Here is a 15,874-nt window from a genome sequence, read left to right as displayed (position 1 = left end):
CTGGCTCAGCCGGCCAGACCAGCCACGAGCACCAGACCGATCAGCACCAGCTGGCCGAGTAGCCGCGGAACCAACGGAATCGCGACAGCGCCGAACCGGTCCTTGTGCCGCGCCGCGTAAGCGTTGGCGGGAAAGACGGCCACGAGGAACACGGCCAAAGCGACACCGGACGTAACACGGGTGGATTCGAGAAGCAGCCCGATGCCGCCGGCAATCTCGCACAGACCGGTGAAAATCACGAGGTTCCGCGGGGCCAACAGGCCCCGCACGCGCAGTCGTGGCGGGATCATGGCCGACATCGTGCGCTGAACCGCGGGCACGAAATGACTGATCCCGGCGACGACGAACACCACCGCCAGGACGATTCTCAGCACGGTTAGGACGTAGGTCACTGACTCGGGGCTCATGGCTCCATTGTGGTGCCAGTAAGGTGTTGTGGTATCTGGCGCCCCACCGTCGAGGCGCGAGCTTCCCTCGCCCGACGCTTTCTAAGGATCTGTTTTCGTGTCGAAGCCCGTCGTATTAATCGCCGAAGAACTCTCGCCTGCCACTGTCGATGCCCTCGGGCCCGACTTCGACGTTGTCAACGTCGACGGCACTGACCGTGCCGCACTGCGCTCCGCCCTGGCTTCCGCCAACGCCATCCTGGTCCGCTCCGCGACCAAGGTCGACGCCGAGGCCCTCGCCGCCGCACCGAACTTGAAGGTCATCGCCCGTGCCGGTGTCGGCCTCGACAACGTCGACATCAAGGCCGCGACCGCGGCCGGTGTCATGGTCGTCAACGCCCCTACCTCCAACATCATCTCCGCCGCCGAACTCACCGTCGGCCACATCCTCAGCCTGGCCCGCCACATCCCGCCGGCCCACGGCGCCCTCGCGCAGGGTCAGTGGAAGCGCTCCAAGTACACCGGCATCGAGCTGTACGAAAAGACCGTCGGCATCATCGGCCTCGGCCGCATCGGCGCCCTGGTGGCCGCTCGCCTGCAGGCCTTCGGCGTGAACATCATCGCGTTCGACCCGTACATCACCTCGGCCCGCGCGCAGCAGCTGGGCGTGCACCCGGTGAGCCTGGACGAACTGCTCGCGCAGTCCGACTTCGTCACCATCCACATGCCGAAGACCCCCGAGACCACGGGCATGATCAGCGCCCCGCAGCTCAAGCTGATGAAGCCCACCGCGTACGTCGTCAACGTCGCCCGCGGCGGACTCATCGACGAAGCCGACCTGTACACGGCCCTCGTCGACGGGACCATCGCCGGTGCCGGTCTCGACGTCTTCGTCAACGAGCCGCCGACCGGATCACCGCTGCTCGGCCTCGACAACCTGATCAGCACCCCGCACCTGGGCGCGTCCACCGACGAAGCTCAGGAAAAGGCCGGCGTCTCGGTCGCCAAGTCGGTGCGGCTCGCGCTGTCGGGCGAACTCGTGCCCGACGCCGTCAACGTCGCCGGTGGCATCATCGACCCGACGGTCCGCCCCGGCATCCCGCTGGTGGAGAAGCTCGGCCAGGTGTTCTCCGGACTCGCCGCGCACAGCCCGCTCACCAGCGTCGACATCGAGGTGCGTGGTGAGATCGTCGAGTTCGACGTCTCGGTGCTCAAGCTCGCCGCGCTCAAGGGCATCTTCACCAATGTGGTCAGCGAAACCGTCTCCTACGTGAACGCGCCCCTGCTCGCCGAGCAGCGCGGTGTCGCGGTGCGCCTGATCACCGAGGCCGAGTCACCCGAGTACCGCAACCTGATCACCCTCCGTGGCGCCCTCGCCGACGGTTCGCAGGTCTCGGTGTCCGGCACCTTGGTGGGCCCCAAGCAGATCGAGAAGATCGTCGAGGTGAACGGCTACGACGTGGAGGTGCCGTTCGCCGAGCACCTCATCGTCATGCTGTACACCGACCGTCCCGGCATCGTCGCGGTCTACGGCCGTGAGTTCGGCGACGCCGAGATCAACATCGCCGGCATGCAGATCGCGCGGCACGAGGCCGGCGGCCCCGCGCTGAGCGTGCTGACCGTCGACTCGCCGGTGCCGGCCAGTCTGCTCGCCTCGGTGCGTGAAGCCATCACTGCCGACGTGATGGTCGCCATCGACATCACCGAATAGGACACCGCTGCCTCACAGGCCGCACACACAAGAAAGCCCCGGATGCGAATCCGGGGCTTTCTTGTGGATGGAGCGTTGGTGAAGCGAGGGTTACACGTCGTCGATCGAGCGCTCCCGCTGCACGACGCGCTCTCCGCTGACCGGGTCGACGGCGCTGCGAGTGGTACTGATGCTGCTGCGGCGGCGGGTGAGCAACACCAGGCCGAGCACGAAGATGAGGGCGCCGGCCCCCATCAGGATGTAGCCGACCAGGTCGAGGTCGACCCAGTCGACCTGGATGTTCAGGGCCCACACGAGGATGGCGCCGACGACGAAGAGGAAGATTCCCAATCCGATACTCATAGGTAGCTGCTTTCTTCTTCAGTGGCACATGCACGTCGGCGACGCGCACGGTCAGGGTTCTCAAGCATAGACAGCCAAATGAGCACAGTAGGGTTGATTTGCAGGGTATCTCCAAGCCAATATCGCGCCAATATCGCCAGCCCACCGGCTGCCTCACCGTAATCGGAGCCGCATGTCCCGCTCAGTCAAGCTCGCAGTCATCGCCGGAGACGGCATCGGCCCGGAGGTCGTCGCCGAAGCGCTGAAGGTGCTCGACGCCGTGACCCACGCCGACCCCGTCGAGTTCGAGCTCACCCACTTCTCACTTGGTGCCACCCGGTTCCTCGCGACCGGCGACGTGCTCACCGACGATGACCTGGCCGCGATCAGCGCCCACGACGCCATCCTGCTCGGCGCCGTCGGCGGGCTGCCCGGCGACCCGCGGCTGAAGAACGCCAACATCGAGCGCGGGCTGCTGCTCAAACTGCGTTTCTCCCTCGACCACTACGTGAACCTGCGCCCCAGCGTCCTCTTCCCCGGTGTGCCCAGCCCGCTCGGCGACCCCGGCGACGTCGACTTCGTCGTCGTGCGCGAAGGCACCGAGGGTCCCTACGTCGGCAACGGCGGCGCCATCCGTCAAGGCACACCGAACGAGGTCGCCAACGAGGTCTCGGTCAACACGGCGTTCGGCGTGGAACGGGTCGTGCGCTACGCCTTCGAAGCGGCCCAGAACCGCCCGCGAAAGAAGCTCACTTTGGTGCACAAGACCAACGTTCTCGTCTTCGCGGGCAGCCTGTGGCAGCGCATCGTCACCGAGGTCGCCGCCGAATACCCTGACGTGACCGTGGATTACCTGCACGTGGACGCGGCAACGATTTTCCTGGTCACGAATCCGAGTAGATTTGACGTCATCGTCACGGACAACCTCTTCGGCGATATTCTCACTGACCTGGCAGCGGCAATCAGCGGCGGCATCGGCCTGGCGGCATCCGGAAATATCAATCCGGAAGGTCGCTTCCCCAGCATGTTCGAACCCGTGCACGGTTCGGCACCCGACATCGCGGGCCGGCAGTTGGCCGATCCCACGGCGGCGATCCTCTCTGTCGCGCTCCTCCTGAACCACCTCGGTCTGGCGGATGCGTCGGCCCGGGTGAGCGCGGCCGTCACGGCCGACATCATCGCCCGCAGCGTCGCAGCGGAGCCACGATCCACCAGCGCCGTCGGCGATGCGATCGTGTCCCGCCTGACCGGCACTCCCGCCTAACCGCACTCCCGTCTAAACACAAGGGACTCCCATGAGCCAGCAGACCACATCCTTCCCGCTCGAGTTCGAGCGCACGCCGTCACAGACCGCCCGCAGCATCGCTGAGCGCGAAACGATCCTCGCCGACCCCGGCTTCGGCAAGCACTTCACCGACCACATGGTCACCATCGACTGGACCATCGAGAAGGGCTGGCACGACGCCAGGGTCACGCCATACGGGCCGTTGCTGCTCGACCCCGCCTCCTCGGTGCTGCACTACGGCCAGGAGATCTTCGAGGGCATGAAGGCGTACCGCCATGCCGATGGCTCCATCTGGACGTTCCGGCCGGAGAAGAACGCCGAACGCCTGCAGAGCTCCGCCCGCCGGCTGGCGCTGCCCGAACTCGCAGTGGCCGATTTCCTCGAATCCGTCAAGCAGATGATCGCCGTCGACGGCTCCTGGGTGCCCGACGCCCCGGAGACCAGCCTGTACCTGCGCCCGTTCATGATCGCCAACGAGACCTTCCTCGGCGTGCGGGCCGCGCACAAGGTGGGCTACTACGTGATCGCCAGCCCCGCCGGCGCCTACTTCACCGACGGCGTCGCCCCGGTAAAGATCTGGCTGTCCACCGAGTACTCCCGCGCCGGTCGCGGCGGCACCGGAGCCGCCAAGTGCGGTGGCAACTACGCGGCCTCCCTGCTGCCCCAGCAGGAGGCCTACGACAACGGCTGCGCCCAGGTGCTCTTCCTCGACGGGGAGACCGGCACCCACATCGACGAACTCGGCGGCATGAACGTGTTCTTCGTGCACGGCACCGACACCCTCGTCACCCCCCGCCTCACCGGCACCATCCTCGAGGGCGTCACCCGCGACAGCATCATCCAGCTCGCCCGTGACCGCGGCATGACCGTGATCGAGCGCGACGTGACGGTGGACGAGTGGCGCGACGGCGTGGCATCCGGTGAGATCACCGAGGTGTTCGCCTGCGGCACCGCCGCCGTGGTCACCCCGATCGCCCAGCTCAAGGCCGTCGGTTTCACCATCGGCGACGCCGACGCTGCCGCGGGGGAGATCACCCTGGCGCTCCGTCAGGAGCTCACCGACATCCAGTACGGCCGTCTGCCCGACCGGCACGGCTGGTTGATGCGTCTGGACGCGGAGGTGACAGCGTGAAGATCGCCAGGTTCAGCCACGCCGGAACCATCGCGTTCGGCATCATCGACGACGATGAACTGGTCGTCCTGACCGGCGACCCGATGTTCGCCGGCTACAACCCGACCGGCGCGCGCCTGCCGCTGGTGGATGTGGCGCTGCTTGCGCCGGTGATTCCGCGCTCCAAGGTCGTCGGCCTGGCCGGCGCCTATTTCGCGGATGCCGCGGAGAAGGCCGCGGCGCTTGCCGCGCCGGGGGAGCCCGCCGAGCCACGCTTCTTCCTCAAGCCCAACACCACCGTCGTAGGCCCCAACGACCCGATCGTGCTGCCCGCGGCCTCCGACGATGTGCGCGTCGAGGGTGAGCTGGCCATCGTGATCGGCCGGGTCGCCAAGAATCTCAGCGTCGCCGACGCTCCCGGGGCCATCTTCGGCTACACGATTGCCAACGACGTCACCGCCGTCGACCTGGCCGAGGGCAGTGGCCACGGCGCCAGGGCCAAGAGCTTCGACTCGTTCTGCCCGCTCGGCCCGGTCATCGACACCGAGTTCGACCCCACGGACGGCCGCGTGCTCGGCCGGGTCAACGACGTGGAGTTCCAGAGCGGAGAGGTGTCGCTGCTGGCCTTCTCGATGGCGGAAATCGTCTCGTTCCTCTCGCACTCGTTCACCCTGTTGCCCGGCGATGTGATCCTCACCGGCTCGTCCAGCGCCGCACGGCGAGTGTCGCACGGCGATACCGCGAGCATCGAGATCCCGGGCCTCGGCGTGCTCACCAACCCGGTTCGCCGCCCGGCCTGACCGACCGGACCGACGGGGGACCGATGAACGCCGCCGAGCTGTACACGGCCGACCTGGAACCGCGGGAGATCACCATGGCCCGGCGGGCAGGGATGCTCGCCGGCACCGTGGCATCGCTGGCGGTCAGCCTGCTCGGCATGGGAGACACCCCGATAGGACCGGCGGTCGCCGACCTCGTCATCCGGGTCAAGGCCGATGGGCGCGAGGTCTACCGCTCCGGGCAGAACGACTCGCAGCTGGCCGACTCCATGCTGGAGACGGTGCGCCGCGAGCTGAACGAATTCACGCCAGAGGTCTTCGCTGCGGAGTGGGGAATCGCCCGCTCCTAGGCAGCGGCTGTTGCCCAAGCGGACAATTGTGCCCGGCGCACCGGGACCAATTGTGCGGACGGGAAACCGTTAGAGCGGGAACCAGGCGCGGACCTGGTCGGCGGCCGTGGAGAGAAGCGCGGCCGACTCGGCGGCATTGACCCTCGCGAGCAGCATCGCGCTCATCGAGAGCGACGCGAGGGTTCGCACCCGCTCGTCGGTGTTTTCGGCTGGTCCGCCGGCGAGGGCATTGCGAAGCGCGGCGGCCAACTCGGTTCGGTACGCCTCGACCACTTCCCGGGCGGGTTCGTCGTGCGTGGCCAGACCCGTGGCGCAGTTGACCAGGAGGCAGCCCCGTCGGGGGGAGTCCAGTGGCAGCGTCGCCACGGCCTCCCGCAGTTCGTCGAAGTAGGCCAGCAGCTCCTGGCGGCCGGCGCCATCCGCTTGCAGGCCGCGCAGGCGCGGCCGGATGACGGTGTCGCGGTAATCGGCGACGGCGGCGTCGAAGAGCCCGCGTTTGCTGCCGAACGCGTGGTACAGGCTCGACCGGTTTACACCCGTCGCTGTCTCGAGGTCGGCCAGGGATGCGCCGTCGTAGCCGCGGTCCCAGAAGACGTCGCGGGCGGATTGCACGACCGTGGTGCTGTCGAACGTCTGGAGCCGTCCCATGAGCTGTCTGCCTTCCGTCCGCGGACGTCTGGTCCGTGGGTGTTACGAGCGGTGTTGCTGTGAATGTTCTGTACCGCTCGTTTCACTATAAACGATAGCCCAGCTATAGTAAAACGATCGGTGCAGAAAACCATCCGTTGAGAACAGGGACGCCCCCGGCACCGATCGCGAACAGTAAGGACTCTTTTCATGACGACAGCCACCAGCACCCAGATTCAGCTCGCCGCCCGGCCCACCGGTTGGCCCACCGCAACGGACTTCAGCACCGCGGTCATCGACCTGCCCGACCTGGCGGCGGGCCAGGTGCGCGTTGTTAATGACTTCATCTCCGTCGACCCCTACATGCGTGGCCGCATGAACGACGTGAAGTCCTACATTCCGCCGTTCGTGCTCGGGGAGACCATGGGCGGCGGCGCCGTCGGCCATGTGGTCGAGTCGGCCGCGGAGTCCGTGCCCGTCGGCAGCCTCGTTGTGCACCAGTACGGCTGGCGCGATGTCGTACAGGAGGATGCCGCGGGCTTCCGCGTCGTTCCCGAGATTCCCAATGTGCCGTCGTCGGCGTACCTGGGCGTGCTGGGCATGACCGCTCTCACCGCCTACGTGGGCCTGCTCGAGGTGGCCAAGTTCAAGGCAGGCGACATCGTCTTCGTCTCCGGCGCAGCCGGTGCCGTGGGCAGCATGGTCGGCCAGATTGCTCGCCTCAAGGGTGCCGCTCGCGTGATCGGCTCCGCCGGCACCGACGAGAAAGTGGCCCTGCTCACCGAGAAGTACGGCTTCGACGCGGCCTTCAACTACAAGACCGGCGACCTCGCCACCCAGCTGGCCGAAGCCGCCCCCGAGGGCATCGACGTGTACTTCGATAACGTCGGCGGCGACCACCTGAGCGCCGCACTCGGTGCCTTCAAGGATGGCGGCCGGGCCGCACTCTGCGGCGCCATCTCGCAGATGAACCGCACCGATGGCCCCACCGGCGTGCAGAACATGGTCAACATCGTCACCCGCGGGCTCACCCTCACGGGATTCACCGTGGGCAACTACCTGCAGAACTTCCCGGCCTTCACCGAGCAGATGGGCGCCTGGTTCACGGCCGGCGACATCGTCTTCGACGAGACCGTCGTTGTGGGCATCGAGAACTCGGTCGATGCGTTCCTGGGCATGCTTCGTGGAGAGAACACCGGCAAGATGGTGGTCAAGACCTCTGACTCCGCCGCGGCCGGGCACTAATCCGCAACCGCCGCAACCGATTCACTGAATTCGATCTAGGAGAAACATGACTTCCGTACTTTTTGTCGTCAGCGCCGCTGACCACTGGACCCTCAACGACGGCACCCTGCACCCCACCGGGTACTGGGCCGAGGAACTCGCCGAGCCGCACCGGCTCTTCACCGAGGCCGGCTGGTCGATCACCATCGCCACCCCGAAGGGCGTCGCGCCCACCGTCGACGAGGGCAGCCTGGCCGCCGGGGCCACCGGAGGCGAAGAACGCTCCACCGAACTCCGCAGCTATCTCGACTCGATCCCCGCGCTGAAGAGCCCGGCCTCGATCGACGACGTCACTGCCGCCGACTACGACGTGGTCTTCTACCCCGGTGGACACGGCCCCATGGAGGACCTCGCGGTCGATACAACCAGCGGCCAGATCATGACGGACACCATCGCATCCGGCCGGATTCTCGGTGTGCTCTGCCACGCCCCTGCCGCACTTCTGGCCGCCACGGCCGCTGACGGCACCTGGCCGTTCCTGGCCTACCGCATGACCGGCTTCACGGACGCCGAGGAGGCCCTGGGCGGACTCGCCCCGAAGGCCAAGTGGCTCGTGCAGGCGCGCCTGGTCGAGCTCGGCGCCGACTTCGTCGAGGGTGCCTCGTTCGCCGAGCACATCGAGATCGACCGCAACCTCTACACCGGCCAGAACCCGGCCTCCTCGGTGAAGCTCGCCAGTGCAATCATCGACGCGGTGGCCGCGCAGAAGTAGCAGCGCTTAGCCGTACCAGGCAGTTTCGCGAAAGCGGTCCTATGGTCGCCTCACCATCCCGAGGCGACCACAGGGCCGCTTTCGTGCGAGGCTAGCGCCCCAGGGCGGCCAGAACGGCAGCCACGTCGGTGGGCTCGTTCCAGAGGTGGAAGGCCACGCGGGCGCGGCCGGCCCGGCCGGACGCGGTAATGCCGGCGGCGGTGAGTCGGGCCAGGTCGGTTCCGGCGGGATCGGCCCAGGTGACGATGGCCTGATTGTTCTCTGGCAGCCCCAGCCCGGCGCAGAGGGCATTGCCCAGACCGGTGTCGTGGGCGTACACGGCGGCCGAGTCGAGTGAGCTGAAGAACTCGAGAGCCACCCGCGTGCCCACCCAGGCCGGCCAGGCCGGTGACACGTCGAAGCGTCGGGCATCCGTCGCCAGGGTCATGGTCGGGCCGTAGCAGGATGCCCACGGGTCGTCGCCCGCGAACCAACCTGCCTGCACTGGGCGCAGCACCTCGGCCAGCGCGGGCAGCACGGTGAGGAAGGCCGCGCCCCGCGGTGCACCCAACCACTTGTAGGCGTGGCAGATGGTGGCATCGAAGTCGCCGGCGTGTACGGGCAGCCAGCCGGTGGCCTGTGTTGTGTCGCAGAGGGTGAATGCACCCACCGCGGCTGCGGCCGCGCGGATGGCCGGCGCATCCGCGATCACACCGGTGCCGGACTGCACCAGCGAGAAGGCGACCAGCCAGGTGCGCTCGGTGAGCGAGGCAGCGAGCTGGGCCACCGGAACGTGGCGTACCGTGATCCCGCGGTGCTCCTGCTGCAGGAACGGGAAGACCATCGACGTGAAGTCCCCGTCGACGCAGACGACCTCGCGCCCCTCTGGCACGGATGCGGCCAGCAGGGCTGCCATCACCGACGCCTGCGACCCGATCGCCACCCGGTCGATACCCACCCCGACCAGCCCGGCGTAGAGAGCCCGGGCCCGGTCGATTTCGGCCTGGTAGTGCGCGGGGGAGGCCAGGCCGCTGCCCCACATGTCGGCGTCCTCGCGGAGCGCCCGCACCGTGTCCAGGGTGGGCAGTCCCGAGGTGCACGCGGCCAGGTAGCGCGTGCTCGTGGGGGCGTAGGCGGCCCGCACCTGGGGCATGGTCGGGGCGGGAGCCGGGGCTACGGACGAAACAGTGGATCGCATCCATCCAGCGTTGCCCCGTTCGATCCATTCGGCAACGCCCAGTCCTCGATCAATCAGATAACCAGTGGTTATGATTTGGGCATGCCCGAAAATCTTCACCGTGCACTCGACGTAGATTCCCACGCGCTGCGCATCGTGCACCGCATCAACGAGCTGGGCTCGATCACCGCGGCGGCCCGGTCGCTCGGCTACAGCCAGCCGGCCGTGAGCCAGCACCTCAAACGGCTCGAGGCCCGCCTGGGCATGCCGTTGGTGGCCAAGGCCGGCCGCGGCGTGCGGCTCACCGAGGCCGGCCGCATCCTGGCCCGGCACGCCGCCACCGTGACCCAGGCGCTGGATGCCGCGGCGGGCGAACTCAGCGACCTGGCCGGCCTGCGGAGCGGCCGGGTGACCCTCGCCGCCTTCCCCTCCGCCTCGGCCACGGTCATCCCCACGGTGCTGCGCGGCCTCTCCCAGCGGCACCCCGGTGTGCAGCTGAACTACCTCGAGGCCGAACCGCCGGAGGCCGTGCGGGCCGTGCGCGACCAGGCCGCCGACCTCGCGATCACCTTCAGCTACACGGGCGACCAGGCCGACCCGCACCGGCAGAGCGCCCAGGGCCTCACCGTCGTGCCGCTCTGGCGCGACGAGATGCTCGTGGTTGTGCCCCGCGAGCACCCCCTGGCCGGCCGCGACCGGATCGACCTGGCCCTGCTGGCCGATGACCAGTGGATCGGCGGCTGCCCGCGCTGCCGGGCGCACCTGCTCGACCTCGCCACCCGCAGCGGCTTCAGCCCCAGCATCTCCTACGAGACCGACAACGTCGTGGCGGTGTTCGGCATGGTCGCGGCGGGCCTGGGGGTGGCGCTGGTGCCCGCCCTGGCCATCGCCGCGTCGCCGTTGCCGGCCGGGATCGTCGCCCGGCCGACCGCGGGCGGCGACTTCCGCACGATTCACCTGGTGGGAACGGAGGGCGCGGAGTCGATTCCGGCCGTGGCTGCCACCATCCGGGCCATCGGCGAGATCGACGCGGCGCCCTGGTCACTCGTGGGGGCAGACCGTGAACACCCCCCGGGCGCGGCGCTCGCTCGGTAGGATGAATGTCGTATGTCTACTACAACAGCGCACCCGTTCTCGACCGCAACCGGCACTGATGTGCGGGTGCGGTTCTGCCCCTCGCCCACCGGAACGCCGCACGTCGGCCTGATCCGTACGGCCCTGTTCAACTGGGCCTACGCCCGGCACAACGGGGGCAAGTTCATCTTCCGCGTTGAGGACACCGACGCCGCCCGCGACAGCGAGGAGAGCTTCACCCAGCTCCTGGACGCCATGCGCTGGCTGCGCCTGGACTGGGACGAGGGCGTGGAGGCCGGCGGGCCCCACGAGCCGTACCGCCAGTCTCAGCGCTACGACATCTACCGTGACGTGATCGCCAAGCTCATCGAATCCGGCCACATTTACGAGAGCTTCGCCACCGGCGAGGAGATCGCCGAGCGCAACATCAAGCTCGGCCGGGACGCCAAGCTCGGCTATGACAACTACGAGCGCGACCTCACCGACGAGCAGAAGGCCGCCTTCCGCGCCGAGGGTCGCGAGCCCGCGCTCCGCCTCAAGGTGCCGGACACCGAGCTCTCCTTCGACGACCTGGTCCGCGGTGAGATCACCTTCCCGGCCGGCTCGTTCAGCGACTTCGTCGTGGTGCGCCCCAACGGCCATCCGCTCTACCCGTTCGTGAACCCCGTCGACGACGCCCTGATGGGTGTCACCCACGTGCTGCGCGGCGAAGACCTGCTCTCGTCCACGCCCCGCCAGATCGCGCTGTATCACGCGCTGATCGACATCGGCCTGACCACCTTCGTGCCGCGTTTCGGCCACCTGCCCTACGTGATGGGTGACAAGAACAAGAAGCTCTCCAAGCGCGACCCGGAGTCGAACCTGTTCCTGCACCGCGAACGGGGCTTCATCCCCGAGGGCCTGGTGAACTATCTGTCCCTGCTGGGCTGGTCGCTCACCCACGACCGCGACGTGTTCTCCATCGAAGAGATGATCGCCGCATTCGACGTGGTCGACGTGAACCCGAACCCGGCCCGCTTCGACCTCAAGAAGGCCGAATCGCTCAACGGCGACCACATCCGTCTGCTCGAGCCGGCCGACTTCGCCGCCCGCGTGGTTCCCTACCTGGTGAACGCAGGCGTGCTCACCGAGCCGCTCAGCGACACCGAGCAGGCCGTCCTCGCCGCCGCCGCCCCGCTGGTTCAGGAGCGCATCGCCCTGCTCGGTGAGACGCCGGACATGCTCGGATTCCTCTTCGAGAGCGCCGACAAGCTCGAGCACCAGCCGGATGCGCTCGCCTCGCTCCCGCAGAACGCCGCCGAGATCCTCACGGCCGCCACAGCTGCGCTGCGCGACATTCCCGAAGCGGAGTGGACCCACGAACTCGTGCACAGCACCCTCACCGACACCCTGATCGGTGGCCTCGGCCTCAAGCCGCGGGTCGCGTTCGGCCCGCTGCGTGTCGCCGTCTCCGGTCGCAAGATCTCGCCGCCGCTGTTCGAGTCGATGGAGATCCTCGGCCGTGCCGACTCGCTGGCTCGCCTGGATCGGCTCTCGGCGACCCTGGTGTCATGAGCTCGGACGGTCTGCTGAGCGCCGGTGCCGGCAGCGATTCCGCTGCCGGTACCGCTGAGGCGCCGTATGACGTCGTCATCATCGGTGCCGGCCCGGCGGGCCTGGCCGCGGGGCTCAACCTCGTGCGCGCCCGCCGCCGCACCCTGATGATCGACAGCAACCGGCCTCGGCACTCCGCCACCCTGCGTTCGCACGGCTTCATCACCCGCGACGGCGTGCCGCCGCTGGAGCTGCGCCGCATCGGCCGCGAGGAGTACGAGGCCTACCCGGCCGCCGAGTTCCACATGGGTCTGGTGCGCTCCGTCGAGCAGTTGCCCGACGCCGCCGCCCGCTTCACCGTGTCCACCAAGGGGATGCGGGGCGAGAAGAACCGCGTGGTCACCGCGCACACCGTGCTCATCGCCACGGGCCTGGCCGAGACGCTGCCGGCGCTGCCGAGCATTCGCGCCTGGTACGGCACCAACCTGCACAGCTGTATCGCCTGCGACGGCTACGAAGAGGCCGACCGGGCCCTGGCCTTGATCGGCGAGACCGACGACCTCGCCGAACACGCTCTGCTCATCTCGCAGTGGACCGACGACCTGATCGTCTTCACCAACGGTGTCGGCCAGGTCACCGACCCCGACGAGGCCGCACTGGCCGCGCGCGGCATCCGCGTCGACCGCCGCCCGCTCACCGACGTGGTGGGGGAGCGGGGAGCCATGACCGGCATCCAGGTCGCCGACGGCGAGTTCGTGGCCAGAGAGGGTGGGTTCGTGCGCCCCAAGTACGAGGCCGCCGCCACGTTCGCTGCGTCGCTGACCCCGACAACGGATGCCGCCGGCCTGCTCGTCGTCGATGCCCAGGGCCGTACCTCGGTGCCCGGACTCTACGCCGCGGGGGACACCACCCCGCCCGGCCCGGAGCAACTGCTGGTCTCGGCCGGAGAGGGAGCTCGCGCCGCGGTGGCGATAAACCGGGAACTTCTCGGCCCGCTCGCGACACACCCACCGCTCAATTTGGCTGGTCGCCCCGGAGTGGGATAGAGTTACTTTTCGGCGCGGTCCTCGGACATCGCCATTGGGGTATGGTGTAATTGGCAACACGGATGATTCTGGTTCATTTGTTCTTGGTTCGAGTCCAGGTACCCCAGCAGTAACAGGCGCAGGATTCCGCGGCGAAACCACCCCTCGCCCCTCCTCCCGACCAGGCCTGAATCGGCCGCTGTGACCAGAAATGGGCCAGAAACTTCGTTGTGGGGTGACTTCGGCGTCATATCGCCCGGACTGATACGGACCTGTCCCGGCACAGTCGGACCGTTCACGGGAACGCCCACACACCTTCTGGGTATGGACGCGACGACACAGATCACTCCGACGTTTCTCACCCAGCGTGAACTCGCCGATCTGCTCCAGCTACCCGAGCGCACCCTGGAAGACTGGCGCTTGACCCGTGCGGGGCCGCCCTACCTTAAGCTCGGCCGTCACGTCCGTTACGACGTTCAGGACGTGCTGGCCTGGGTCCAGGAGCACCGGCATGGCTAGGCCACAGATTGCCGCCGGCGTGCTGGGCACGATAACTGTGAGTGTCCTGCCGAACGGCCGGTATCGAGCACGCGCATCCCTCCGCGACGACGGCGGAGTCCTGCATCGTCTGTCCGCGGTTGCTCACACTGATGAGAACGCGCGCGCAGACGTTCTACGGCAGGCGGCGGTGCTCGGTACCGGTGGCACCGGCGCGCTGTCTCCCAAGAACACGGTCGCCCAGGTGGTCGAACTCTGGCTCGCCCAAATCGCCGCCCGTGCAAAGACCGGCAGCATCACCTACTCGACCTACGAATCGTATGAGACAACTGCGCGGCTCATCATCTTGCCCCGCTGCGGAGGAATCAAGCTCGACCGACTCACCGTTGGTCGCTGCGATCGCATCCTCCAAAAGATTCTGGAGGAGGAATCCATCTCCAAAGCACGCCACGCCCGCGCGGTATTGAGCCTCATCTGCGGCTACGCCGTACGCGACGACGCGCTGCCCAGCAACCCGGTGCGTGACGTCCAGCGCCTGCCGACAACCCCGAAGAAGCAGTCCACGCTCACCACGGAGCAACTCAACGGCATTCGTGAGCTCATGCAGGATTGGCGAGTCACGCGAGCGGACGGTCCCAGACCCAACTACCGCATTCTGATCGACGGCATGGAAATCATGCTGGGCACATCAATTCGCGTCGGCGAATGTCTCGGCCTGCGCCGCTGTGACGTGGACATGACCACCAGGCCACCAACCCTCGTCGTGAATGGCACCATCGTCAGCACGAAGGCGGAGGGCATTCACCGGAAGGACACGCCCAAGCGCTCCCGACAGCGACGCAGCATCGCTTTACCATCGATGGCAGCAGCGGCTGTGCGCCGACGGCTGGCGCTCGCTGAACCCGACCCGGAGGCGTCACTATTTCCAACTAAGACCGGACGCGCACTGAGTGTCAGTAACTACGAGCGTCTGTTGCGCTCATTCATTGCCGACGAGCGCGAGAACCTGGTCAAGCTGGGAGTCGACGTTGACGAGTACACCACACACATCTACCGGCGCACGGCCGCAACACTCGTCGAGCGGGCCGCTGGTATCACGCTGGCGTCCCGACTCCTTGGCCACGCGAACGAGCAGACCACGCGAAATAGCTACGTGGTAACGGCTGATCAGGTCGACATCGTGACCGCGGAGATCCTTGATGATGTGCTCGGTAGCTGAAACCCCAAGGTGGACGGTGCATCCCAGGTCATCTATGCGCGGTGTGTGGGGACACAGTCGAGAAGTGAGGTGGGTGCGGTGCTCGCGATACGCGCCAGTTCGAAGTTCTGGAGTAGGTGCGCCCTGGTGGCCCAAGACGCGTACGACTGCGATCGCCAGCGCATCATTGCTCGTGCCCTAGTTGTCCTAGCTAGCGGCCTCTTCCCAGGCTGGGAAGGCCGCCGGAGACGACGCGCGTCGTCTTCGTCACATAGACGACGCGATCTTGTGGCTCAGTACGACGAGGGTGCATCCCGAAAAGCTTGTTCCGCTTCTTATCCCGTGCATTCTTCTCCGCCTTCGCAATTTTCGCGAGGGACTCCGCCGTGGTCGTAGGGAGCATCCTGGATCCCGGCGGGTTTTGCCTCTGCTTCGGTGTGGGGATCGGCGTGAGTGTGACAAGCGGATGTCCGGAGTGACGCGCGTAAGCCTCGTGGGAAGTCTTCGGTGACTTGTCTCGAACCTGTGCGGTCGTCACTGCGCCAACCTGCCGGCTGAGCACCTTCGCGGCCTGCTCGGCTTTGGATTCGAACGCAGCACTCGGATCGTTGACCCTGCCGGAGCACCGTCCTCCCGCTGCCGTGGTGTGAACGGTCATCGCTCCGCGCCATAGCGCGTGACGTTCAGCGCAAGCAACACAAACTTCGAATTTCAGCCCTGTCATCTTCGCCCCCCACCAATGATGAGTCACTTTATCGGAGCGGAGACGCAACTGGACAGACCCACAAGGGGGCCCTGGCTCGATGAGTGCCGGGGTTGTGCCC

At 67.3% G+C, this 15,874-nt stretch carries 16 protein-coding genes and 1 tRNA gene; 13 read left to right on the top strand and 4 right to left on the bottom strand.

Annotated elements, in window-relative coordinates:
* Positions 1-5: 5 nt before the first annotated feature.
* The gene (locus E3O57_RS05955) at positions 6-407 is read right to left on the bottom strand and encodes a DoxX family membrane protein (RefSeq protein WP_103479380.1); all 402 of its coding nucleotides are present in this window, start codon (positions 405-407) and stop codon (positions 6-8) included.
* Positions 408-504: 97 nt separating this feature from the next.
* Here E3O57_RS05955 and serA point away from each other — a divergent pair, with 97 nt between their 5' ends.
* Complete coding sequence (gene serA / locus E3O57_RS05950; RefSeq protein WP_103479379.1) at positions 505-2,097, top strand: phosphoglycerate dehydrogenase; 1,593 nt, start codon at positions 505-507, stop codon at positions 2,095-2,097.
* Positions 2,098-2,187: 90 nt separating this feature from the next.
* Here the strand turns inward: serA and E3O57_RS05945 are convergent, their stop codons facing one another.
* Entirely contained in the window at positions 2,188-2,439 is a 252-nt protein-coding gene (locus E3O57_RS05945; RefSeq protein ID WP_103429701.1) for a DUF6458 family protein, read from the bottom strand.
* Between the two features lie 172 nt (positions 2,440-2,611).
* Between E3O57_RS05945 and E3O57_RS05940 the strand changes: the two genes are divergently transcribed.
* From E3O57_RS05940 to E3O57_RS05925, 4 genes are read left to right on the top strand one after another with little or no spacing between them, the layout of a single operon-like run.
* A complete protein-coding gene (locus E3O57_RS05940; RefSeq protein WP_088456651.1) occupies positions 2,612-3,682 on the top strand; it encodes a 3-isopropylmalate dehydrogenase in 1,071 nt (356 codons plus the stop codon).
* A 31-nt stretch (positions 3,683-3,713) separates the two neighbouring features.
* Positions 3,714-4,835, top strand: a complete 1,122-nt coding sequence (locus E3O57_RS05935) for a branched-chain amino acid aminotransferase (RefSeq protein WP_103479378.1) — start codon at positions 3,714-3,716, stop codon at positions 4,833-4,835.
* Positions 4,832-5,614, top strand: coding sequence for a fumarylacetoacetate hydrolase family protein (locus E3O57_RS05930; protein WP_088456649.1), 783 nt, complete (start codon positions 4,832-4,834; stop codon positions 5,612-5,614). Before E3O57_RS05935 ends, E3O57_RS05930 begins: the two co-directional genes overlap by 4 nt.
* Positions 5,615-5,637: 23 nt before the next feature.
* Entirely contained in the window at positions 5,638-5,943 is a 306-nt protein-coding gene (locus tag E3O57_RS05925; protein ID WP_103479377.1) for a hypothetical protein, read from the top strand.
* A 69-nt stretch (positions 5,944-6,012) separates the two neighbouring features.
* Here E3O57_RS05925 and E3O57_RS05920 read toward each other — a convergent pair whose 3' ends face one another.
* Entirely contained in the window at positions 6,013-6,591 is a 579-nt protein-coding gene (locus E3O57_RS05920; protein WP_088456647.1) for a TetR/AcrR family transcriptional regulator, read from the bottom strand.
* 189 nt (positions 6,592-6,780) lie between these two features.
* Between E3O57_RS05920 and E3O57_RS05915 the strand changes: the two genes are divergently transcribed.
* Positions 6,781-7,815, top strand: a complete 1,035-nt coding sequence (locus tag E3O57_RS05915) for an NADP-dependent oxidoreductase (protein ID WP_103479376.1) — start codon at positions 6,781-6,783, stop codon at positions 7,813-7,815.
* 46 nt (positions 7,816-7,861) lie between these two features.
* Positions 7,862-8,566, top strand: coding sequence for a type 1 glutamine amidotransferase domain-containing protein (locus E3O57_RS05910; protein ID WP_103479375.1), 705 nt, complete (start codon positions 7,862-7,864; stop codon positions 8,564-8,566).
* A 91-nt stretch (positions 8,567-8,657) separates the two neighbouring features.
* On the opposite strand, the gene E3O57_RS05905 is transcribed toward E3O57_RS05910, so the two are convergent.
* On the bottom strand, positions 8,658-9,743 hold the full coding sequence (locus tag E3O57_RS05905; protein ID WP_241990318.1) for an aminotransferase class V-fold PLP-dependent enzyme: 1,086 nt from the start codon (positions 9,741-9,743) through the stop codon (positions 8,658-8,660).
* Positions 9,744-9,824: 81 nt separating this feature from the next.
* Between E3O57_RS05905 and E3O57_RS05900 the strand changes: the two genes are divergently transcribed.
* The 6 genes from E3O57_RS05900 (at position 9,825) to E3O57_RS05875 (ending at position 15,071) form a co-directional block, all read left to right on the top strand.
* Complete coding sequence (locus E3O57_RS05900; RefSeq protein ID WP_103461526.1) at positions 9,825-10,817, top strand: LysR family transcriptional regulator; 993 nt, start codon at positions 9,825-9,827, stop codon at positions 10,815-10,817.
* 12 nt (positions 10,818-10,829) lie between these two features.
* Positions 10,830-12,350 (top strand): glutamate--tRNA ligase, encoded by a 1,521-nt coding sequence (gene gltX, locus E3O57_RS05895; protein WP_103479373.1) that lies wholly within the window; start codon positions 10,830-10,832, stop codon positions 12,348-12,350.
* A complete protein-coding gene (locus E3O57_RS05890; protein ID WP_103479372.1) occupies positions 12,347-13,375 on the top strand; it encodes an NAD(P)/FAD-dependent oxidoreductase in 1,029 nt (342 codons plus the stop codon). Before gltX ends, E3O57_RS05890 begins: the two co-directional genes overlap by 4 nt.
* A 35-nt stretch (positions 13,376-13,410) precedes the next feature.
* Positions 13,411-13,482 (top strand) — tRNA-Gln (locus tag E3O57_RS05885).
* 196 nt (positions 13,483-13,678) lie between these two features.
* Entirely contained in the window at positions 13,679-13,873 is a 195-nt protein-coding gene (locus E3O57_RS05880) for an AlpA family transcriptional regulator (RefSeq protein ID WP_103479371.1), read from the top strand.
* The gene (locus tag E3O57_RS05875; protein WP_103479370.1) at positions 13,866-15,071 is read left to right on the top strand and encodes a tyrosine-type recombinase/integrase; all 1,206 of its coding nucleotides are present in this window, start codon (positions 13,866-13,868) and stop codon (positions 15,069-15,071) included. Before E3O57_RS05880 ends, E3O57_RS05875 begins: the two co-directional genes overlap by 8 nt.
* The last annotated feature ends 803 nt before the right edge of the window (positions 15,072-15,874 follow it).

Origin of the sequence: Cryobacterium sp. TMN-39-2 (assembly GCF_004402745.1) — a bacterium.
Lineage (GTDB): Bacteria > Actinomycetota > Actinomycetes > Actinomycetales > Microbacteriaceae > Cryobacterium > Cryobacterium zongtaii.
Note: the sequence above shows the minus strand (reverse complement) of the source record. Positions and strands in the feature narration are given on the sequence as shown.

Bases quoted from the DNA above. Each gene is read 5' to 3' on its own strand.
- E3O57_RS05955 (WP_103479380.1), bottom strand. From the start codon at position 407: ATGAGCCCCGAGTCAGTGACCTACGTCCTAACCGTGCTGAGAATCGTC.
- E3O57_RS05945 (WP_103429701.1), bottom strand. From the start codon at position 2,439: ATGAGTATCGGATTGGGAATCTTCCTCTTCGTCGTCGGCGCCATCCTC.
- E3O57_RS05940 (WP_088456651.1), top strand. From the start codon at position 2,612: ATGTCCCGCTCAGTCAAGCTCGCAGTCATCGCCGGAGACGGCATCGGC.
- E3O57_RS05935 (WP_103479378.1), top strand. From the start codon at position 3,714: ATGAGCCAGCAGACCACATCCTTCCCGCTCGAGTTCGAGCGCACGCCG.
- E3O57_RS05925 (WP_103479377.1), top strand. From the start codon at position 5,638: ATGAACGCCGCCGAGCTGTACACGGCCGACCTGGAACCGCGGGAGATC.
- E3O57_RS05920 (WP_088456647.1), bottom strand. From the start codon at position 6,591: ATGGGACGGCTCCAGACGTTCGACAGCACCACGGTCGTGCAATCCGCC.
- E3O57_RS05915 (WP_103479376.1), top strand. From the start codon at position 6,781: ATGACGACAGCCACCAGCACCCAGATTCAGCTCGCCGCCCGGCCCACC.
- E3O57_RS05910 (WP_103479375.1), top strand. From the start codon at position 7,862: ATGACTTCCGTACTTTTTGTCGTCAGCGCCGCTGACCACTGGACCCTC.
- E3O57_RS05905 (WP_241990318.1), bottom strand. From the start codon at position 9,743: ATGCGATCCACTGTTTCGTCCGTAGCCCCGGCTCCCGCCCCGACCATG.
- E3O57_RS05900 (WP_103461526.1), top strand. From the start codon at position 9,825: ATGCCCGAAAATCTTCACCGTGCACTCGACGTAGATTCCCACGCGCTG.
- gltX (WP_103479373.1), top strand. From the start codon at position 10,830: ATGTCTACTACAACAGCGCACCCGTTCTCGACCGCAACCGGCACTGAT.
- E3O57_RS05890 (WP_103479372.1), top strand. From the start codon at position 12,347: ATGAGCTCGGACGGTCTGCTGAGCGCCGGTGCCGGCAGCGATTCCGCT.
- E3O57_RS05880 (WP_103479371.1), top strand. From the start codon at position 13,679: ATGGACGCGACGACACAGATCACTCCGACGTTTCTCACCCAGCGTGAA.
- E3O57_RS05875 (WP_103479370.1), top strand. From the start codon at position 13,866: ATGGCTAGGCCACAGATTGCCGCCGGCGTGCTGGGCACGATAACTGTG.